At 39.4% G+C, this 21,165-nt stretch carries 20 protein-coding genes and 1 tRNA gene; 13 read left to right on the forward strand and 8 right to left on the reverse strand.

The window, feature by feature from the left end:
* Window positions 1-16: 16 nt before the first annotated feature.
* The 4 genes from leuD to OMU_RS13370 all read right to left on the reverse strand — a co-directional run bounded on the left by leuD (window position 17) and on the right by OMU_RS13370 (window position 4,626).
* Window positions 17-601: a 3-isopropylmalate dehydratase small subunit gene (gene leuD, locus OMU_RS13355; protein WP_016180424.1), complete on the reverse strand. Its 585-nt coding sequence runs from the start codon at window positions 599-601 to the stop codon at window positions 17-19.
* On the reverse strand, window positions 601-1,974 hold the full coding sequence (gene leuC / locus OMU_RS13360) for a 3-isopropylmalate dehydratase large subunit (protein WP_016180425.1): 1,374 nt from the start codon (window positions 1,972-1,974) through the stop codon (window positions 601-603). The genes leuD and leuC overlap by 1 nt, the downstream gene beginning before the upstream one ends.
* A gap of 2 nt (window positions 1,975-1,976) precedes the next feature.
* Window positions 1,977-3,026 carry a 3-isopropylmalate dehydrogenase gene (leuB, locus tag OMU_RS13365; RefSeq protein WP_016180426.1) on the reverse strand — a complete coding sequence of 350 codons (1,050 nt, stop codon included), beginning with the start codon at window positions 3,024-3,026 and terminating at the stop codon, window positions 1,977-1,979.
* Window positions 3,027-3,111: 85 nt separating this feature from the next.
* Complete coding sequence (locus OMU_RS13370; RefSeq protein WP_016180427.1) at window positions 3,112-4,626, reverse strand: 2-isopropylmalate synthase; 1,515 nt, start codon at window positions 4,624-4,626, stop codon at window positions 3,112-3,114.
* 611 nt (window positions 4,627-5,237) lie between these two features.
* On the opposite strand from OMU_RS13370, the gene OMU_RS13375 reads away from it, so the two are divergent.
* On the forward strand, window positions 5,238-6,899 hold the full coding sequence (locus tag OMU_RS13375) for a peptide ABC transporter substrate-binding protein (protein WP_016180428.1): 1,662 nt from the start codon (window positions 5,238-5,240) through the stop codon (window positions 6,897-6,899).
* Window positions 6,900-7,000: 101 nt separating this feature from the next.
* On the opposite strand, the gene OMU_RS13380 is transcribed toward OMU_RS13375, so the two are convergent.
* Window positions 7,001-7,345 (reverse strand): DUF3899 domain-containing protein, encoded by a 345-nt coding sequence (locus tag OMU_RS13380; RefSeq protein WP_016180429.1) that lies wholly within the window; start codon window positions 7,343-7,345, stop codon window positions 7,001-7,003.
* Window positions 7,346-7,480: 135 nt separating this feature from the next.
* Here OMU_RS13380 and opp3b point away from each other — a divergent pair, with 135 nt between their 5' ends.
* The 4 genes from opp3b to OMU_RS13400 are packed head-to-tail and all read left to right on the forward strand — an operon-like array spanning window position 7,481 to window position 11,491.
* Window positions 7,481-8,422 carry an oligopeptide ABC transporter permease gene (gene opp3b / locus OMU_RS13385; RefSeq protein WP_016180430.1) on the forward strand — a complete coding sequence of 314 codons (942 nt, stop codon included), beginning with the start codon at window positions 7,481-7,483 and terminating at the stop codon, window positions 8,420-8,422.
* Window positions 8,422-9,456 (forward strand): oligopeptide ABC transporter permease, encoded by a 1,035-nt coding sequence (gene opp3C / locus OMU_RS13390; protein ID WP_016180431.1) that lies wholly within the window; start codon window positions 8,422-8,424, stop codon window positions 9,454-9,456. The genes opp3b and opp3C overlap by 1 nt, the downstream gene beginning before the upstream one ends.
* 7 nt (window positions 9,457-9,463) lie before the next feature.
* The gene (locus OMU_RS13395; protein ID WP_016180432.1) at window positions 9,464-10,510 is read left to right on the forward strand and encodes an ABC transporter ATP-binding protein; all 1,047 of its coding nucleotides are present in this window, start codon (window positions 9,464-9,466) and stop codon (window positions 10,508-10,510) included.
* Window positions 10,511-10,537: 27 nt separating this feature from the next.
* Window positions 10,538-11,491, forward strand: coding sequence for an ABC transporter ATP-binding protein (locus OMU_RS13400; protein WP_016180433.1), 954 nt, complete (start codon window positions 10,538-10,540; stop codon window positions 11,489-11,491).
* Window positions 11,492-11,914: 423 nt separating this feature from the next.
* Here OMU_RS13400 and OMU_RS13410 read toward each other — a convergent pair.
* Window positions 11,915-11,987, reverse strand: a tRNA-Lys gene (locus OMU_RS13410).
* A 155-nt stretch (window positions 11,988-12,142) separates the two neighbouring features.
* Between OMU_RS13410 and OMU_RS13415 the strand changes: the two genes are divergently transcribed.
* The 7 genes from OMU_RS13415 to OMU_RS13445 all read left to right on the forward strand — a co-directional run bounded on the left by OMU_RS13415 (window position 12,143) and on the right by OMU_RS13445 (window position 19,307).
* A complete protein-coding gene (locus OMU_RS13415) occupies window positions 12,143-12,691 on the forward strand; it encodes a DUF1836 domain-containing protein (protein ID WP_016180434.1) in 549 nt (182 codons plus the stop codon).
* Window positions 12,681-13,538 carry a DegV family protein gene (locus tag OMU_RS13420; RefSeq protein WP_016180435.1) on the forward strand — a complete coding sequence of 286 codons (858 nt, stop codon included), beginning with the start codon at window positions 12,681-12,683 and terminating at the stop codon, window positions 13,536-13,538. Before OMU_RS13415 ends, OMU_RS13420 begins: the two co-directional genes overlap by 11 nt.
* 218 nt (window positions 13,539-13,756) lie before the next feature.
* Window positions 13,757-14,461, forward strand: a complete 705-nt coding sequence (gene yycF, locus OMU_RS13425; protein WP_010740621.1) for a response regulator YycF — start codon at window positions 13,757-13,759, stop codon at window positions 14,459-14,461.
* Window positions 14,462-14,463: 2 nt separating this feature from the next.
* The gene (walK, locus tag OMU_RS13430) at window positions 14,464-16,293 is read left to right on the forward strand and encodes a cell wall metabolism sensor histidine kinase WalK (RefSeq protein ID WP_016180436.1); all 1,830 of its coding nucleotides are present in this window, start codon (window positions 14,464-14,466) and stop codon (window positions 16,291-16,293) included.
* On the forward strand, window positions 16,290-17,603 hold the full coding sequence (locus tag OMU_RS13435) for a YycH family regulatory protein (RefSeq protein ID WP_016180437.1): 1,314 nt from the start codon (window positions 16,290-16,292) through the stop codon (window positions 17,601-17,603). Before walK ends, OMU_RS13435 begins: the two co-directional genes overlap by 4 nt.
* Window positions 17,604-18,449, forward strand: a complete 846-nt coding sequence (locus tag OMU_RS13440) for a two-component system regulatory protein YycI (protein WP_016180438.1) — start codon at window positions 17,604-17,606, stop codon at window positions 18,447-18,449. It begins immediately after the preceding gene.
* 48 nt (window positions 18,450-18,497) lie between these two features.
* A complete protein-coding gene (locus OMU_RS13445) occupies window positions 18,498-19,307 on the forward strand; it encodes an MBL fold metallo-hydrolase (protein WP_016180439.1) in 810 nt (269 codons plus the stop codon).
* Window positions 19,308-19,341: 34 nt separating this feature from the next.
* On the opposite strand, the gene OMU_RS13450 is transcribed toward OMU_RS13445, so the two are convergent.
* Both OMU_RS13450 and OMU_RS13455 read right to left on the reverse strand, forming a co-directional pair.
* Window positions 19,342-19,962: an NAD(P)-dependent oxidoreductase gene (locus OMU_RS13450; RefSeq protein ID WP_016180440.1), complete on the reverse strand. Its 621-nt coding sequence runs from the start codon at window positions 19,960-19,962 to the stop codon at window positions 19,342-19,344.
* Window positions 19,963-20,042: 80 nt separating this feature from the next.
* Complete coding sequence (locus OMU_RS13455) at window positions 20,043-20,684, reverse strand: CPBP family intramembrane glutamic endopeptidase (protein WP_016180441.1); 642 nt, start codon at window positions 20,682-20,684, stop codon at window positions 20,043-20,045.
* Between the two features lie 196 nt (window positions 20,685-20,880).
* On the opposite strand from OMU_RS13455, the gene groES reads away from it, so the two are divergent.
* Complete coding sequence (gene groES / locus OMU_RS13460; protein WP_016180442.1) at window positions 20,881-21,165, forward strand: co-chaperone GroES; 285 nt, start codon at window positions 20,881-20,883, stop codon at window positions 21,163-21,165.

The following is a 21,165-nucleotide window of genomic DNA, read 5'->3' on the forward strand; positions in this document are numbered from 1 at the left end:
GATACGCTCTTTTCGTTTATTCGTAAGTAGGTATTTTTTCTTCGTATGCAGTGATTTCATCTTCATACTGCAGGGTAATGCTAATATCATCTAACCCATTTGCCAATTTCTCTTTCCAGGTCGGATCAATTTGAAAGGCGTAGGTGGCTTCAGCAGTCTGAATCTCTTGTTTAGGCAGATCAATCGTGATTGTCTGATCTGCCGGGATTTGACTAAGAATTTCACGGACACTTTGATCCATACGAATTGGCAGCAGGCCATTTTTCAAAGCATTCATATAGAAGATATCGCTATAGCTGCCGGCAATGACTGCTTTGAAGCCGTAGTCTTGAATGGCCCAAGCTGCGTGTTCCCGAGAAGAGCCAGAACCAAAGTTTTCTCCAGAGATTAAGATAGTTGCGTCTTTTCGTTCAGGAGCGTTTAAGATAAATGCAGGATTTGGTGATCCATCTTCTAAGAAGCGCCATTCATCAAAAAGATGTTTACCAAAACCAGCTTTATCGACTTGTTTCAAAAAGCCTTTAGGGATGATTTGGTCAGTATCGATGTTATCATTCATTAGTGGAACAGTTTTTCCTGTATAAGTCGTAAATTTTTCCATTAGATGACCTCCTTGCGGCTATCGACAAAGTTTCCATGAATGGCTGCCAATGCGGCCATCGCTGGACTACAAAGGTGTGTGCGAGCATCTTTACCTTGGCGTCCTTGGAAATTTCGATTAGATGTTGAAGCACAATGAACACCAGCTGGTACTCGGTCAGGGTTCATCCCTAGACACATGGAGCAGCCAGGTTCGCGCCATTCAAAACCAGCCTCGATAAAAACTTTGTCCAATCCAATTTTTTCAGCTGCTTTACGGACGGGTCTTGAACCGGGAACGACGATGGCGGTAACATTGTCATGAACTTTCTTACCTTCCACGATTTTTGCCGCTTCCTGCAAGTCAGACAGTCGACCATTCGTACAAGAACCAATAAAGACATAGCCGATTGGAATATCAGTCGGTGTTTGACCAGGTTTTAGATCCATGTAATCATAAGCTTTTTGCAGATCCGGTGATGTGGCTGCCGGAAACGTGCCATCAAACGGCACGCCCATCTCAGGATTCGTACCCCAAGTCACGAAAGGAACTAATTCGTTGACATCAAGCGTTAGAACTTTATCATAATGAGCATCTTCGTCTGTATAAAGTTCTTTCCAATCATTGATCGCGGCTTCCATATTCTTCGGAGCGTATTCGCGGCCAGCCACATACTCAAAAGTCTTTTCATCTGGAGCGATCAAACCGATTTTCGCGCCGCCTTCGATTGCCATGTTGCAAATTGTCATGCGTTCTTCCATCGAAAGGTTTTCAATCGTTTCGCCACAAAATTCCGCACCGTATCCTACGCCGAAATCCGTTCCATATTTAGCGATTAGCGCCAAGATGATATCTTTTGCATAGACACCTTTTGGTAATTTCCCAGTAATTTTAATTCCCATATTCTTCGGTTTGTTTTGCCAAAGACTCTGAGTTGCAAAAACATGTTCCACCTCGCTGGTGCCGATCCCGAAGGCAAGTGCACCGAAAGCACCGTGAGTTGCGGTGTGTGAATCCCCACAAACAATTGTTTTACCCGGTTGCGTCAGACCGGTTTCCGGTCCGACCATGTGAACGATCCCCTGGCGATCACTACCGTTGTCACAAAGCTGGACACCAAATTCTTGGCAATTTTCTCTCAAGGTATCAATTTGTTTTTTTGCCACTAGGTCAGTGAAATTAAAAATATCGACAGTCGGTGTATTATGATCCATCGTCGCAAACGTCCGCTCAGGATGACGCAATGTTCGACCTGCTTCACGAATTCCCGCAAAAGCTTGAGGGGAGGTGACTTCATGAATCAAATGCAAATCAATGTAAAGCAATTGCGGGGAGCCTTCTTCGCCATGAACGACGTGACGATCCCACAGTTTATCAAATAGTGTTTTTCCCATAATTATGCTTCCTCCAATTCTTGAATCACCGCGTCGGTAAATTCGGCTGTCGTTGCTTGTCCACCCAAGTCATGAGTAAAGAGCCCTTTAGATAGAACTGTATCACAGGACTTTTCAATTGCTTTGGCCGCTTGTTCTTCTTGGAATGATTGTCGTAGCATCATCGCCACTGACAAAATCATTGAGATTGGATTTGCGATTCCTTTTCCCGCGATATCTGGAGCCGAACCGTGGATCGGTTCGTACAGAGAAGGTCCGCTATCGCTGTGACTTGCACTTGGCAGCACACCCAATGAGCCTGGTAGTACAGAAGCTTCATCGCTCAAAATGTCGCCGAAAAGATTTTCCGTTACGATTACATCAAATGCTTTAGGATTTTGAATCAGTTTCATTGTTGCCGAATCAACATATTGATGCTCTAGTTGACAATCTGGATATTCTTTTGCGACTTCTTCCGCAGTCGATCGCCATAATTTGCTAGAAGCGAGAACATTTGCTTTATCGACTGAGGTCACTTTTTTATCTCGTCCTTGAGCAATTTTAAAGGCTGAATGAAGAATACGTTCGATTTCCACTTTGTGGTAACGAGCTGTATCGTAAGCCATCGTATCGGTCAATTCTCGAGGTTCACCAAAATAAATACCGCTACTCAATTCTCGTACAATAATCAAATCAGTGCCTTCAAGAATCTCTGGTTTTAAAGGCGACAGATGGAGCAGGGCTGAGGAAACTGAAACTGGCCGAATGTTCGCGAATAAGTTCAAAGACTTTCTCAATGCGAGTAAACCTTTTTCTGGAGTATCCTGCATTTTTTCCCATTTCGGACCGCCGATTGCTCCCAAAAGAATCGCGTCAGCCGCCTGACAAGTAGTGAGTGTTTTTTCTGGAAGAGAAGCACCAGCTTCATCAATTCCTGCACCCCCAAAAGGAAGTTCTTCAAGTTCAAATGTATGCGCGCATTTCTTTTCGACAGCTGCTAGTACCTGCAGCCCACTGTCCATAATTTCTGGTCCAATACCGTCTCCGGCTAAAACAACAATTTTACTATTCATGTATCTGCTCCTATCTCATATAAAAGTATTCATTTTTCGAAAATGTGTATCTAAGTAATCCATTCTTAGGTTTCAGTTTATTTAACTACCCATTTTGTTTTAAGTGATTACTGGCTTGAACGTAAGCTTTGGCTGATGCATGAAGGACATCGAAATCGACGCCGATTCCGCGAAATTCATCGTTGCTTTTCTTATCTCGCAGAGTCACACGGACTTCAGCTTGAGCGTCTTCTCCGCCAGTCAATGCTTGAATTTCATATTCAGTTAGTTCAGGATCTTGCTGGAGTAATTCATCGATAGTATTGTAGATCGCTTGAATACTTCCGGAACCAATCTGAGAAGCTACTTGCGTTTCGTTTTCTTCATTAATAATAGAGACAATCGCTCCTTGATAGCCATTTGAGCTGTATTGAACTTGAACATCCGTTAGCTTGTATTTTTCGGTTTCTTCTCGATATTGATCTGCGAGCAGGGCGATTAAATCCTTATCAGTAATTTGTTTCTTTTTATCTGCTAATGCTTTAAAGCGTTTGAAAGCTTCTTTGCTATCAGTGTCGTTTAATTGATAGCCCAGCTCTTCCAATTTAGCGTTAAAAGCATGACGCCCCGATAATTTTCCAAGTGGAAGAGAATTTTGATTGACGCCTACTAAAGTCGGGGTAATGATCTCGTAAGTCTCTGGATTCTTCAATACACCATCTTGGTGAATGCCAGATTCATGCGCATAGGCATTATCGCCGACGATCGCTTTATTTTTGGGAACCGGAATACCAGAAAGGCGTGAAACCAGTTCACTGGTTCTTTTTGTTTCATTTAATACAATATTTGATTCGCATTGATAAAAGTCTTTGCGAATTGATAGTGCCAAGGCAACTTCTTCCAACGCGGTGTTGCCCGCACGTTCGCCGATTCCGTTAATCGCACCTTCAACGCGGTTCGCGCCATTTTCGATGGCAGCTAGTGCGTTTGCGGTAGCCATTCCTAGATCGTCGTGACAATGGGAAGAAAAGGAGATTTCTTGTTCACTTTGAATATTTTCGATCAGTGATTTAAAAATCGCACCATATTCCGTCGGGTTTGAATATCCGACTGTGTCAGGGACATTAATAATAGTAGCTCCAGCATCAATGGCCGTTTGTACTGCTTCTAATAGGAAATCTTTTTCTGTTCGAGAGGCATCTTCAGGCGAAAACTGAACTTTTTCAAATAAACTACGTGCATAACTGACATGCTTTTTAATAGAAGCAAGAACTTCCTCTCGAGTCATTTTTAATTTGTACTGCATATGGACATCGCTTGTTGCCAAGAACACGTGAATCTGCGGATCAACGGCGTCCTTTAAGGCTTCGTAGGCACGATCAATGTCTTTTTTCTGACAACGCGCTAATCCTGTTACCGTCATATTCTTTACCTGACGCGCAATACTTTGCACTGCTTCAAAATCACCAGGCGAAGCGATCGGGAACCCAGCCTCAATAACATCAACGCCCCATTTTTCTAATTGAAGGGCGATCTGAACTTTTTCTTTCGTATTAAAATTTACTCCCGGTGTCTGTTCACCATCTCTTAATGTGGTGTCAAAAAATTGAATTTTTCTCATTTTTACTCCTCCTTAAATCAAAAACGGGTATAAAAAAAGCACTCCATCGGAAAAGAACCACTTTCTTTTCCGATGCAATGCGAATAGGGACTTTATGAAATGATTTTCAGAAAGTCCCAGCTATAATAATAAAGTTGCGTTGAAAGACTTAATTGATTTTATCATGGCAACCACCCGTTATTGTCAGAATTTTTTAAAAATTGTTGTATTCATCGTATAAAAAAAGAAAAGAATTGTCAATACGATTATGAAAAAAAGATTAGAATACTTTCTAATAAAATTATACGCTGATGAAACGTTGTTGGATGAAAATAAATTCCTTGGATAATTAGAAAGAATTTTTTCTGTAAATGAATATTTAATTATCTATCATGCTTATGTCACTATGCAAGAGTAGAACAGAAAATAGCAAAATAATTTTAGTTTGAAAAAAAATCTTTAGGAGAATTGCCGATTTTACAAGATTTATTAGGAATAATTTGCGAAAAAGCAAAAAATATTAGAACATTCGGAGCATATGGTTTGATTTATTAAAAACAAATGATTAAACTACTCTTCATATTCAGAACTTCATAATTATTCTGAAAATTGAATCAAAAGGGGAAAAAGATATGAGGAACAAATTTGCATATGGTATTATCGCGATTTGCGGGCTCGCATTGGCGGGTTGTTATGGAGGCAATAGCGCAACGACTGATGAGAGCAGTTCGAGTGCGAAAGCTAAGGGAAACGGAACATTTAACTTAGTGGTCCAACAGGAAATGCCGACAGCCGATCTGTCAGTCGCAACAGATACAATCAGTTTTGCTGCACTAAATAATGTTTATGAAGGAATCTACCGTTTAGATAAAGACAACAAGCCACAACCAGCTGGCGCAAGTGAGAAAGTGAAAGTCAGTGATGACGGCAAGACCTATACTGTCAAATTAAGAGAAGATGCCCAATGGTCTAATGGCGACCCAGTTACAGCTAAAGATTATGTTTTTGGCTGGCAGCGTACCGTTAAGCCAGAAACCGCTTCAGAATATGCGTATCTTTTTGAACCTGTTGAAAATGCAGCCGATATCTCTGCTGGTAAAAAAGCTCCAGAGGAATTAGGGATTAAAGCAGTTGGTGATTATGAATTAGAAATCAAATTAGCAAAACCAACACCATATTTTGATTACTTGTTAGCCTTTCCATCATTCTTCCCACAAAACCAGAAGGTCGTGGAAGAAAATGGGAAAGAATACGCGACTAAGAGTGACAAATCTGTTTACAATGGTCCATTCACGTTAGAAGGATTTGACGGACCTGGTACTGATACAGAATGGGAATACAAGAAAAATGATACTTACTGGGATAAAGACGAAGTCAAATTATCTAGTGTAAAAGTTAATGTTGTAAAAGAATCCTCTACTTCATTGAATCTATTTAAAGATGGCGAGGCGGATGATGTCATCTTATCTGGCGAATTGGCACAACAAAATGCCAATGACTCCGCCTATAAATCGTTTAAAGAAGCACGAACAAGCTATCTTGAATACAATCAACGAAAAGCAGATTCACCATGGAAAAACGAAAACTTACGTAAAGCTGTTTCGTATGCCATCAATCGTAAATCTTTAGTGAATCAAGTATTAGGTGACGGCTCAGTCGTATCGACTGGGTTAGTGCCATCAGGTATGTCAAAAAATCCTAAGACTGACGAAGATTTTGCTAAGGAAGCCGGGAAATTAGCACCTTATGATAAAGAAAAAGCCAAAGAATATTGGGATAAAGCGAAAAAAGAGTTAGGCATCGATGAATTGTCCTTCGAGCTGATGGCTTCTGATACAGATTCATCTAAAAAAGTTATTGAGTATATTCAAGGTGTTCTGGAAGACACGTTGCCAGGAATGACCGTGAAACCAACCCCAGTGCCATTTTCTGTTCGATTAGATCGATCAAATGCTGGAGACTTTGATGTCCTACTTGGTGGTTGGGGAGCTGACTATGCTGATCCATCAAGTTTCACTGATTTGTTTGTAACAGGAAACTCATATAACCGCGGACGTTGGAGCAATGAAGAGTATGACAAATTAGTTGATGCTTCTGGCAATAAGGATGCTAGTGACGAAGAAGCTCGATGGGAAGATCTGCAAAAAGCCAATGAGATCATTTCGAAAGAATCAGGTGTCGCACCACTGTACCAACTATCTGAAGCTCATTTAGTTAACGAGAAAGTCAAAGGGATCGTTCATCATCCTGCCGGTGCTTCATGGGACTATAAATGGACGTATGTTGAAGAATAGTCTTAGCGTAAAAGAGGCGTTTCAAGCTTGTTTTAATAATAATTCTGAAGCGTTGATGATAAATAAAGAGAAGTTGGAACGAGCAACGTTCCAACTTCCTTTTAAGTCAATGTCAATAATGCGCAGATGATCGAAGCTAAAATTAAAATAGCTGCAATGATCAACCAAAAAGAATAACGCCCCTGTCCAACTTGCGAAAGGGCTTGGAATTCTGATTTTTTCTTTTGTTTTCTACTGAAGGCTTGATGCATCGAATGCTGAAAGTGGTCAAAGAAGCCTGAAGAAAAAATCCAAAACAAGGTACCAATAATTAGAAATGGTAGTCCAATTAAGAAAAATCGGTTAGATAAGGTTAAAAAAGTAAGTGATCCTTTCAAGATCGAGTAGATCGTGATGATCACCAACAGACCTCCGCCGATTCCAATGGGAAATAATTTATTTTTCATACATACACTCCAATAGTTAATAGCAAATGTGAATCAGAAAACAGTTATTCACAATGTCTTTCTACTCTAAACCATAATAAAAGTAGAAGTCAAAATATAAGAACGGAACATCAGACTTATTTTAGGAGGCACCTCATGGGCAGTTATTTGAAATATTTTTTAAAGCGTGTCTTTTTTATGTTGATTACTCTATGGTTGATTGCTACCATCACATTCTTCTTGATGCAATTATTACCAGGGACACCTTATACCAATCAAGAACGCTTAAGTCCTGAAACGATTGCAATGCTGAATAAGCAAGTTGGTTTAGATAAACCAGTGATCGTTCAATACGGGATTTACCTATCAAACCTTGTACAAGGAAACTTTGGAATTTCCTTCCAATTTAAAAATCAAGCCGTTGCTGCATTGTTAGCTGGTCGAATCGGTCCATCATTGCAATTAGGTTTGCAGGCAATCGTATTTGGTACCTTTGTTGGAATTATCTTAGGCACAATCTCAGCAATGAAGCAAAATTCATGGGCCGATACTGCTTCAACTTTAGTGGCGATCTTAGGACGTTCGATCCCTAACTTTGTATTCGCTGTTTTACTTCAATATATTTTCGCTATGAAATTGCAAGTTTTACCGATTGCCAAATGGGAAGGATTTGCTTATACGATCTTGCCAACTCTGGCGTTAGCTATGTCGCCACTGGCCGATTCGGCTCGTTTCATCCGAACCGAGATGGTGGAGGTGCTTCACAGCGATTACGTTGAACTGGCACGGGCGAAAGGATTGAGCCGATGGGAAATTGCTTTCAGGCATGGATTACGAAATAGCCTGATTCCCTTAATGACCTTATTAGGCCCCTTAGCGGTCGCATTGATGACTGGATCACTCGTGGTTGAAAACATTTTCGCCATTCCAGGAATAGGAGAGCAATTCGTAAAATCAATCATGACCAATGATTATCCAACGATCATGGCCGTAACAATCCTTTACTCATTCATGCTGGTCTTCGTCATTTTAGTCGTTGATCTACTTTATGGGTTGGTTGATCCTCGAATTCGTCTATCAGAAGGGAGCAAAAGCTAATGGAAATGAAATATCCTTCAATCGTTGATATTCCTGCTGATGAATTTCAACCCTTACAAAAAAATACGGAAGAGGAGCGCGAGGAGATTGCGGCCCCTTCGTTGAATTTCTTACAAGATTCTTGGCGTCGTTTGAAGAAAAATAAAGCGGCAGTCATTTCAATGGTGCTTTTGATCGTAATCATCGCGATTTCGATCCTAACAATTTTTGTCTCGCCTCACAATCCAAGCAAGCAGAATGTGGATTTTATTAATTTGCCGCCACGAGTACCTGGAATAAATATCAATGGTCTAAATGGGAAAACCATGGTTGCTGGTGAATTAGTCGATAAATACGCGCAAGCAGATATTCCAGATAACGTAAATTATCTATTAGGAACAGACGGGTTGGGTCGTGATGTGCTAAGCCGTTTGTTCATGGGGACACGGATTTCATTGTTGATCGCCTTTATCGCAGCCCTTTTTGATATAACAATCGGCGTCGCTTACGGATTAATTTCCGGAATGCTAGGCGGCAAAGTCGATAACGCGATGCAACGTTTTTTAGAGATTCTTTCGGGAATCCCAAACTTGGTGGTTATGATCTTGATGCTGGTTGTTTTTGAACCAGGAATATTCTCGATCGTGGCTGCAATGGCGATCACCAACTGGATACCGATGGCACGGATTGTCCGAGCCCAAACCCTTAAGCTGAAAGATCAGGAATATGTTTTAGCGGGAATGACTTTAGGTGAATCAAAATGGAAGATCGCCTTCAAGCATATTATTCCGAACATCTCCAGTGTGATTATTATTCAAATGATGTTCAGTATTCCGACTGCGATTTTCTTCGAAGCCTTTCTAAGTTTTATTGGGTTAGGATTGACACCGCCAGCAGCTTCATTAGGTACTCTATTGAACGATGGATACAAAACATTCTTGTACTTGCCATACTTACTATGGATTCCAGCGGTAACTATCTCGCTGATCATGATTTGTTTCAATTTATTAGCCGATGGTCTACGTGACGCATTCGATCCGAAAATGAAAGAGTGACGATATTATGGAGAAAATTTTAGAAGTAAATAATTTGAACATTTCGTTCGACACCTATGCCGGAAAGGTTCGAGCGATTCGCGGTGTGGATTTTGATTTGAACAAAGGAGAAACTCTGGCAATTGTAGGGGAATCAGGCAGCGGGAAATCTGTTACAACTCGTACGATCATGCGCCTGCTTTCCAGCAATGCCAATATTGATGAAGGACAGATTCTTTTCAAAGGTCAAGACATCGTTAATAAATCAGAAAAGGAAATGCAAAAGATCCGTGGCCGTGAGATTGCAATGATCTTTCAAGACCCCATGACCTCCCTTGATCCTACGATGACAATTGGCAAGCAAGTAGCAGAATCGTTGCGAAAACACAAAAATGTATCGAAGAAGGAAAGCTTAAAAGCGGCGTTAGATTTGTTGAATCTAGTAGGGATACCAGATGCGGAAAAACGCTTGAAAAACTATCCTCATCAATTTTCAGGTGGGCAACGTCAACGGATTGTAATTGCGATTGCGTTAATCTGTAATCCAGAAATTTTGATTGCTGACGAGCCAACGACTGCTTTAGATGTAACGATTCAAGCGCAAATTTTAGAATTATTAAAAGAAATTCAAGAAAAAATTGAAACGTCGATTATTTTTATTACCCATGATCTTGGTGTCGTGGCGAATGTTGCAGATCGCGTAGCTGTAATGTATGCGGGGAAAATTGTAGAAGTTGGAACCGCCGAAGAAATCTTTTATAATCCGCAACATCCATATACCTGGGGATTGCTTGGATCTATGCCGACGCTAGAAAGCGAGAACGATCGTCTGTACGCAATTCCCGGCTCGCCTCCAGACCTATTAGATCCGCCAAAGGGCGATGCCTTTTATCCGCGAAATGAGTTTGCTTTGAAAATCGATGCAGAGCTGGAACCGCCATTTTTTGAATTATCTGACACCCACAAGGCTGCGACTTGGTTGTTAGCACCACAGGCAACAGTAATTGCACCACCAGCCGAAATTCAACGACGTTGGGATATTTTTCGTAAAAAACAAAATCAGTATTCTGCTTAAATCGCGTATAGAAAACGGAGGACTATGATGGAAAAACGATTATTAGAAGTAAAAAATTTAAAACAATATTTCAATACTGGCAGTAAAAACGAAGTCCGTGCCGTTAACGATGTTAGCTTCCATATTAACGAAGGAGAAACATTTGGTTTAGTAGGAGAATCCGGTAGCGGAAAGTCCACTACCGGCCGAACAATTATCCGTTTAAACCAAAAAACAGATGGAGAAATACTTTTCGATGGCAAAGATGTGACTAAAATTCACGGAAAATCTGCATTGACGGAGTTTCGTCGTGATGTGCAAATGATTTTTCAAGATCCTTATGCCTCTTTAAATCCGCGAATGAAAGTCAAAGATATTATTGCTGAAGGCATTGATGTTAATGGAATAGCTAAAACACCAAAAGAACGGGACAAACTTGTGAATGATTTGCTGGAAACAGTCGGATTGAACCCAAGTCATGGCACTCGATATCCACATGAGTTTTCCGGTGGTCAACGGCAACGGATTGGGATTGCCCGTGCATTAGCAGTTCGTCCTCGTTTTATTATTTGTGACGAACCAATCTCGGCGTTGGACGTTTCAATTCAAGCACAAGTAGTAAATTTATTACAAGATTTGCAGAAAGAACATAATCTGACCTACTTATTTATCGCTCATGATTTGTCAATGGTAAAGCATATCAGTGATCGTATCGGTGTCATGAATAATGGCCATCTGTTAGAAGTCGGAACTAGCAATGAAATTTACCATTACGGTGTGCATCCGTATACAGAAAGCTTACTGTCGGCGATTCCAATGCCTGATCCCGACCACGAGCGCCAGCGTCGCCGAATCAAGTATCAGACAGAGCCAAATGATGGAAAAGCACGTTCATTGCGAGAAATCGCACCGGGTCACTTTATCTATTCTTCTGAAGATGAAGTCGCCTATTATAAGAAGAAATTGCAGCATTTAAAAAATGAAAAAGCCATAGCAGTTTAAATAAAATAGAAAGTAAAAAAATGGAGACACATTGGATTCTTGCTAAAAACAAGATTAAATGTGCTCCATTTTTTTCTACTCATATCCAAATTTGAGAAATAACCAAAAGTTCGTTACAGCTCTTTTTAATGTATGAAATCCTTTAAGAAGCAATGTGTTTTTTTAAAAGTATCAAGCCTGAGATTATGATAGTGGGAGTTTTTAAAACATGAAATAACCATCTCTAAAAAGTTAGCTTTTGCCTAACTTTTAAAGACGGTTTAAGCTTAGAGTGATGAAACACTCTTTTGACGTTTATCTTAATGAAAAATAAATTACTATCTAAAAATTTATCCAAAAAAACAAAAAATGCCACCGCGCACATTCTTTTCGAAACGTCCGAAGACGCCAAGAATGTACCGATGACGTGGGTTTGGCACCCAATGGGCCGTGAGGGGCTCGAACCCGCGACCCGCTGATTAAGAGTCAGCTGCTCTACCAACTGAGCTAACGGCCCAAACAAAGTACTTTCATATATTAGCACTGAGAAAAAAAGAATGCAAGGATAAACTAAAAAAATTTCATTAAAAATCTCTTCAATTACCTAGTTTTAGAAACTATATTGTATAATTTCCATAATTTTGATAAAATGACACTGAAAGGGGTGTAAAAATGGAAGAGACTAAGCTCAGATCCTGGGCAGAAGGACTAAAGGAATTACGATTGCCTCGTTGGGAAGAGCTACCCGAATTAGAATTATATATGGATCAAGTGATTACTCTAGTTGATCGGTATTTATCGCCGCTGATTGAAGATGAAAAACATCAACTTTTATCTAGTGCGATGGTCAACAATTACGTTAAGCATAAATTAGTACCACCACCAGTAAAAAAGAGATACAATCGGAATCATTTGGCATATCTGATCGCGATTACCTTATTAAAACAAGTTTTTGCAATCCCAGATATTAACGAGTTGATTCGTATGCAACTGGCAATTAACGAACCGATGGATGCTTACAATAGTTTTTGTGAGGTACAAGAAGAAGCATTGAGGCAAGTTTCTAAAATCGTTTTAGGTGAGGACGTTCATTTGACTCGCAGGAGCGATGACTTTTATTATTTAGCGATGGAAAGCGCTGTTGCTTCATTCACACAAAAAATGTTAGCTGAAAAAATCATTCAATTGGATCAGCAGAAAGAAGGCGAAAATGATGAATGAAAAAATTGCGATCCTAGTTGACTCTGGGACGGATGTTCCAAGAAAAGTTATAGATAATGGTCCTTTTTTTATGGTACCATTACGGATCATTTTTAGTGATCGAGAATACCGCGATGGGATTGATATCAGTTCTGATACTATTTTTCCATTGATCAAAAAAGAACTACCGACGACTTCTTTGCCCGATGGTGAATTGATTCATCAAGTATTTGATGATATCAAAGCACAAGGGTTCACACATGTAATCATCGTAACGATTTCCAGTGGCTTGAGTGGAACGTACAATGCTTTGCGTGTGCTGGGCGAACATTATGAAGGCTTAGTCTTTCAATCAATTGATACGAAAAATGTTGGGATTGGTGCGGGGATTTTAGCAATCTATGCTGGTGACTTGGTTAAGGAAGGAAAATCTTTTACAGAGATTATCACAGAAGTTGAGAGCAAAATTCCGAAAACGAAAATTTTTTTCAATGTTGATACATTGGAATACTTGCAAAAAGGCGGAAGAATTGGCTTAGTTTCTTCTTTATTGGGCAGTGCCTTGAAATTGAAGCCGATCATTTCATGTAATTCAGATGGCATTTACTATACTGTTGCAAAAGTAAGAGGGTTGAATAAGAGTATCGACAAAACACTTCAATTGGTGAAAGAGCACATTGGAAATCATAAACGGTTCAATTTAGCAGTCACACAAGCTGATGCATTGGAAACAGCAGAAAAAATTAAGCAACGATTACAAGAACTATTTCCTACAGCTGAGAATATTTATTTCGGTAAAGTCTCACCAGCATTGTCAGTCCATACAGGTCCTGGTTCGCTGGGTGTGGTATGCCAAGTATTGGACTAATATAAAGGCGTAAGTCTCTATTGGAGATTCTGGAATAAAAGATGGGCGTGTGCTCATCTTTTTTATTATGGCTTCAATAAATGAATATTTTATCTAGTTTTTCTTAAGTAATAGTTGTAAAAGATTCGTCGTCTGTTTGAAAAGATGAAACAGCTCTGAAATTATTGTATAATGGTATGGCGTACATACAATCTTACAAAGGTATGAGGTGACTCTTAGTGAAAAAAATTCTAGTAGTTGACGATGAAAAGCCGATTTCGGACATCGTGAAATTCAATTTAACCAAAGAAGGCTATGAAGTCTTTACCGCTTACGATGGTGAAGAAGCCTTGGAAAAAGTCGAAGAGGTCAATCCAGATTTGATTTTATTAGATTTGATGTTACCTAAAAAGGACGGTTTGGAAGTGGCTCGTGAAGTGCGCAAGACCCATGAAATGCCGATCATTATGGTTACGGCAAAGGATTCTGAAATCGACAAGGTTTTAGGGTTAGAATTAGGAGCAGACGATTATGTAACTAAACCGTTTTCTAATCGTGAATTAGTGGCTCGTGTAAAAGCAAATTTACGTCGGGGCGGACAAGCGCCAAAAGAAGAAGAGCAAACAACACAAAGTGATTTGACTATAGGTGATTTAACGATTCATCCAGATGCTTACATGGTAACTAAGCACGGAGATACGATTGAATTAACTCATCGTGAGTTTGAATTGCTGCATTACTTAGCAAAACATATTGGTCAAGTGATGACTCGGGAGCATTTATTGCAAACTGTTTGGGGTTACGATTACTTCGGGGATGTACGTACCGTGGATGTGACTGTGCGTCGTTTGCGAGAAAAAATCGAGGATAATCCAAGCCATCCAACCTATTTAGTAACAAGACGTGGCGTAGGTTATTATTTACGCAACCCTGAACAGGAGTAAGTATGGAAAAGAAAGTCCGTTTTTATCGATCAGTCAACTTTAAGATCGCCTTTTCATTTATTTTAATCTTACTGATATCCATCGAGATTATCGGAGCGTACTTTATTCGAGGGCTTGAAAAATCAACGATTGAGAATTTTACCAAAGAAATGAATCAACGAGTAGCATTGTTGAGTACAACACTTGGTTCAACGATGGCAGAGGATAGCGAGAACGAAGCTGATCAGCTGCAACGTCTCTTAGAAAACAACTCCGCTGCTGATATTAAGGAAATGTGGGTTGTAGATGATAAAGGAATCGTTCTAGCAACCAATGACGTAGGCCAAAAAGATTCTATCGTTGGGAAACGAAACGAATATAGTGATATTGATGACTTTTCAATGAAACAATACGTCACTTTGGATGACAATAATAAACGGGTATATATCAATGTTCAACCAATTCAGTCCCCGACCGGCGATTCGGCTGTGATCGGGGCTCTTTATGTTAAGAGCGATATCGAACAGAAATACTCGGAAATCGGTAATACTGCATTGATTTTCTTCACTGCTTCTTTGATTGCAGGGTTAATTTCAATCGTTGTGGCATTATTGGTGGCGCGTTCCATTACAAAGCCGATCAAGGAAATGCAAAAACAAGCAGTACGGATCGCACAAGGTGATTATTCAGAAAAGGTTGATGTTCAAGGACATGATGAACTAAGTCAATTAGCGGAAACCTTCAATAAACTATCTGATCGAATTGAAGATGCTCAAGATACGATGGAAGCAGAGCGAAATCGTTTAGACAGTGTTTTGACTCATATGACAGATGGGGTTATTGCTACGGATCGCCGTGGAAAAGTTATCACTATCAATGAGATGGCTCTGTCCTTGTTGAACACGACGAGTGAACAAGCCATCGGTCAATCAATTTTGACTTTGTTGGATTTAGAGGAAGAGTACACATTACGGAAATTATTAGAGACACCAGAAGAGATATTAATTGACCGTTCAAAATCTGACTCTGAGGAAGATCGCATGACGTTACGATCAGATTTTGCTATGATTCGTCGTGAATCTGGCTTTATCAGCGGTTTAGTTGTTGTCATCCATGATGTCACTGAACAAGAAAAAACGGCGGAAGAGCGACGTCAGTTTGTTTCGAATGTTTCTCATGAATTACGTACGCCTCTAACTAGTGTTCGCAGCTATTTAGAAGCATTAGAAGAAGGCGCATGGGAGGATAAGAGCGTAGCACCAGAATTTATCCATGTGACTTTGGGTGAAACTGACCGTATGATTCGTATGATCAATGATCTATTAAATCTTTCTCGGATGGATTCTGGAGCACAGCAGATGGATCTTGAGTTGGTTAACTTCAATGAACTGGTGGATTATATTTTGGATCGCTTCGACATGATGGTCAACAACCAAGAGAAAAACTATCGAATTGTCCGTGAATTTACAGAGCGGGATTTGTGGGTTGAAATCGACACAGATAAGATCATGCAGGTAATCGACAATATCATGAATAATGCGATCAAGTATTCACCAGACGGCGGAAAAATCGAAGTTCATTTAATGGAGACGCACAACAATGTTGTTTTGAGCATTTCTGATGAAGGCTTGGGAATTCCTAAGAAAGATTTAGAAAAAGTATTTGAGCGTTTCTATCGTGTAGATAAGGCAAGAGCCCGTCAACAAGGGGGCACAGGGCTAGGTTTAGCTATCTCTAAAGAAGTTATGAAAGCCCACCAAGGTCAAATTTGGGTCGAAAGTGTTGAAGGGAAAGGCTCCACCTTCTACATTTCTTTACCTTATGAACCTTATGAGGAGGATATTTGGGAATGAAATTATCAGAAAAAATCATCCGCATCGCGCTTTTTATTCTGATCTTGCTCAGTCTCGTCTTGACTTATGCCATTTGGCTTAGTCCCACCTCAAAAACTGCCGATATCAATACAAGTAAGCAAGCAGTGAAAAATGATCAGAATTACGCAAAGGCAACAGATGCTTTTTTACCGATCCGTGGTATTTGGGATGTGAGCGAAGGTAAATTTCAAACAAGTAGCGAGAATTTATTAGCTACGACCCAAGCACGTTTAACAGAAAGTACCTATGGACAACTTCAAGAGGTCGCACAGGGTGAAGAAGAGATAAAGAATTACTACAGCTTAAATGATGGAATTGAGTTGAATTACGAAGGCGGCTTCTCTTTGACTGAATACGTAAAGGTTTTTGATATGCCGATTAATTTGAATTCAGTGAAGGAGTCAGAAAAGCTGACGTTTTCAAAAATACAAGTAGATTTTTCTAAGAAAAAAATTCGCTTTTTAAATTACAGCAAAGACACAGTATATGAAGCGACGATTTCAGCAGATTTCACTGGTTTAGAAACGATTTATCAAAAAAATCAAGAGAAATATTTGCCAATGTTGGCTGAAAATCCTTTAGTTCCCCGTCTTTTGCGCACAAAAGATCGAGTTCGTTTAAAGAAATATAGTTATATTTTAACTACCCAATCTTATTCTCTATTTCGTAACGCGTTCTTTCAAAACCCTGATCAAGCTAGAGGCGAGGAAGAAGAAAGTGGTATGCGTTCTTTTGTTAGTGGACATGAAGAACTAGTGATGGACGAACAAAAACGTTTGGTTACATTCAATGGTGAACTACCAAGTGATTTATCTAAAGAAAGCATATATAGTCAGAGCTTCAATTATGTTAGCCGTCTAGGAACTGCTGTGGGTAATCTGCGCTACTTTGATCATCATGAAGGACAGATTAATTTTCGGATCTTTGTTGAAGGCTATCCGATATTTAGCCCATCATCAAAAGGAAAAATGAGTGTGAAAATCGAAGATTCGACTACTGCATCGACACCGCAAATTAAAATTGAAACGAGTATGGATACTGTACAGGTACCAATTCCTTCAGATGAAGAAGTAGAACTACCCAGTACCTTAGAAGTTGAAAATAGTCTGGCCGCAGTTGGCTTTGATCTTGATAAAGTTCAAAGTTTTATTATCGGCTACACATGGCAAGATATTGATGGTGTGAATAAGTTGGTTGCTTTGACTCCGGAATGGTTTGTTAAATATGACAATAATTGGTATTCTGCTAATCAGCTGATGCAAGGAAACTTTGAAACGGAGGCGAGTTAATTGGATTTTAGAAAAATCGAATGGATCTTTTTTCTCGTCTTTGTTGGATTGAACATCTTTCTTTTCAGTATTTATTGGAACAATCAGCATGAGCAAAGTCTTGTTACAAGTTCAAATCAGCGGGAGGACATTTTACAACGTTTGGATAACGATGAAATCAAGATCAAGGAAGACGTATCTGATGAGCACCGTGAAGGATATTATCTAAGTGCAGAGCAAGATAATTTTGAAACATTATTAGGTGCTTCAGGGAATCAAACGATTGCGAGAAATTCAAATATCACAGACAGAGTATTAACGAGTTATCCAGGTGGAGAGAAAAAATTTGATTTAAAAAAAGCTACTAGCAGTTTTAATCGTCTCATGAAGGATGCGGATTTCATTATGGATGGACAAGAGTATACTTACTTGCCAGATATTTCTAAGAAAGACGATGAGTTAAGTAAAATTGTCGGAGCTCAATCCTATGAAGGAATTCCATTTGTGGATGAGACCTCCCGTGTGACACTGGACATCGAAAAAAACAATGATCAAGAACAAATCATCAAGTATACTCAGACTCGTCTAAAAGAAATTGAACCCTTACGTGAAAAAATGACACTTTATTCTGAAAAAGAGATTTTAAATACGCTGTATATCAATAACAGTATTCCAAGCGATTCGACGATTACCAATATTTATTTGGGGTATTTTAGAACACTTGAGGTGCGGGAAAAAAATGTCTATGTTCCAGTGTGGTTTGTTAAAATAAGCACTCCAGACAAGACAACGCAGATTGAAAAAGTAAATGCGTTAAATAATCAGGTGATTACGAATAATTTAGTTCCAAAGGTGGAAAATCCATAAAAAGGGTTGTATACTGAGGACAGTTTTAAAAAAGGGGACCAATTGCTCATGTTAGAAATGAATAATGCCTTCAATATCAGCATCTTAGCCAGCGGCAGTACTGGAAATTCTTTATACTTAGAAAGTCCGCGAAAAAGAATCTTGGTCGATGCTGGCTTAAGTGGAAAAAAAATCACTTCGCTATTGGCAGAGGTCGATCGAAAACCTGAGGATTTAGATGCGATTTTAGTTACTCATGAACACCGCGACCATATTCATGGCGTTGGAGTTTTAGCGAGAAAATATAAATTACCTGTTTATGCCAACGAAAAAACTTGGGAAGCGATGGCTCCTTTGATCGGAAAAGTTGATGTGGAACAGAAACATATCTTTGAGATGGGAAAAGTATTGACTTTGGGTGATTTAGACATCGAAAGTTTTGGCGTTTCACATGATGCTGCTGCTCCGCAGTTTTATCGTTTCTATAAGGATGGCCATTCTTTCGTGATGCTGACGGATACTGGTTATGCTAGTGAGCATGTGAGAGGAACGATTCGAGATGCTGACGCATATTTAGTTGAGAGCAATCATGATTTGGAAATGTTGCGGATGGGAGCCTACCCATGGAGCTTAAAGCAACGTATTTTGGGTGATCGCGGACATTTGTCTAATGATGATGGAGCATTAGTTATGACCGACATTTTAGGCGACCGGACAAAGAGAATCTATTTAGGACATTTAAGTAAAGAGAATAATATGAAGGAATTGGCGCATATGACGATGGAAGAAACACTTACGCGTTATGATCTTGGTGTGAATCACCAGTTCCAAATTTTTGATACCGATCCAGATAGTGCAACCGAATTATATGCGATCTAAAAAGGCAAGCTTGCTTTTGCAGGCTTGCCTTTTTCTAACTGTAAACACTAAAATGCTGATTTAAGTGTCTCGGTTCAATGACTTCATCGATCATTGCAATGGCATAGTCTGCCATACTGATCTCACTTTTACCAGCGGCATTTTTGCGTAAGTGATCATCACTAACTTGATAATGGCCCGTACGTAACCCGTCTGGGATAAAGTTTGCCGCTGGACTTAGGTAGGTCCAATTTAATTGTTGCGCGGCTTTCAAGTCTAAAAACGCTTGGTACATATTGTAGGCAGTTGGATAATAATTGGCGTTTGGATCAGAAAGTTCAATCATTCTATGCTTATCGTCAATAAACAGCGAAGAAGCTCCGCCAACTACAATCAAACGTGTATCAGTTCCTCGTAAAATAGTGATGAGATGTTTTAGGGATGTTTGGTGCAGTTGTTCTTTTCCGACTGGTGGACGAAACGCGTTGATTACAACATCAAAAAATTCCATCTCATTTTTAGTAAGTTCAAATAAATCCTTCACTAAAATTGGTACCTCTACCTCTAATTTTTCTGGATGGCGTACGATTGCGGTTACAGCTAAATTACGATTCAACGCTTCTGCTAAAATCAGTGAACCGGCATGACCGGTAGCACCGATAATTGCTACTTTCATACAAAAACCTCCTTAGGCTACATTGTATCTTTAGTCTAAGGAGGTTTTTATAAAATAGCAAAAGATTCGATTGGTATCACTTACGACTGCAATGCCAATTGTGTCAATATAACTAACAGATTCATACCTACATGAGTGATCATAGAAGTCCAGATACGACCGCTATAACGATACATACCGCAAAACAAGCAACCTAGACCTGCATATAAAAGATAGTGGCCATCATTATGAGCAAAAGCGAATAGGGCAGAGCTTAGTAGTGCAGGTAAGAAAAAACCAAATCTTTTTTCTAATGAGCCGAAAATCGCACGGCGAAATACAAATTCTTCCATGATTGGTCCAGCAATAGTGGTTGCTAAGATGAAAATCATATTGTTCATAATCAGTTGGACAATGTTTTGAGTATTTTGTGAAGCCACTGATTGCCCAAGAAAACGCTGCTCGATTTGCAAAATAAGCATTTGTAGAATTAGGGATGCTGGGATTCCAACGATTCCAATTACAATAGTGATCAAAAGATTTTTTTGTCGCGTTTCTAAGCCAAACGTTTTTGATTTGATACGATAAAAAATCATTAGGATAGCACCTAGAAAATAGGTTAGAGTCGTTAACTGAATAATCAATGATGGTCCGGCTTTTAGAAGACTCTGAAAAAGAACTGGTGAAAAAAGCACTAATCCATAAGTGAAGATTGTAATAAAACTATATTTTTTTTCAGTCATTAGTATTCCTTTCTAAACATTTATCGTTCCCAAGTATACCATATATCATTAAAAACTTAGTGTAGAAAAAATCAAAAAAGCAGACGAAGGACTTGCAAAAAGAAACAAAAATGGTATTATAAGAATTGTGAGTTAGCACTCGATAACCAAGAGTGCTAACAACTTAGAAAATCATTACTAGTTGGAGGGATTTATTGTGTTAAAACCATTAGGTGATCGTGTCATTCTTGAAGTTACTCAAGAAGAAGAAAAAACAGTTGGAGGCCTAGTCTTAGCTTCAGCGGCCAAAGAAAAACCGCAAACAGCTAAAGTTGTAGCTGTCGGTGAAGGCAATGTGCTGGAAAACGGTCAAAAAAGTCCAATGCCAGTAGCTGTTGGTGATATGGTAATGTTTGAAAAATACGCAGGTACAGAAGTGAAATATGAAGGCAACGAATACTTAATCATCGCTGCAAAAGATATTATGGCAATTGTAGAATAA

Source organism: Enterococcus avium ATCC 14025 (assembly GCF_000406965.1).
GTDB lineage: Bacteria > Bacillota > Bacilli > Lactobacillales > Enterococcaceae > Enterococcus_A > Enterococcus_A avium.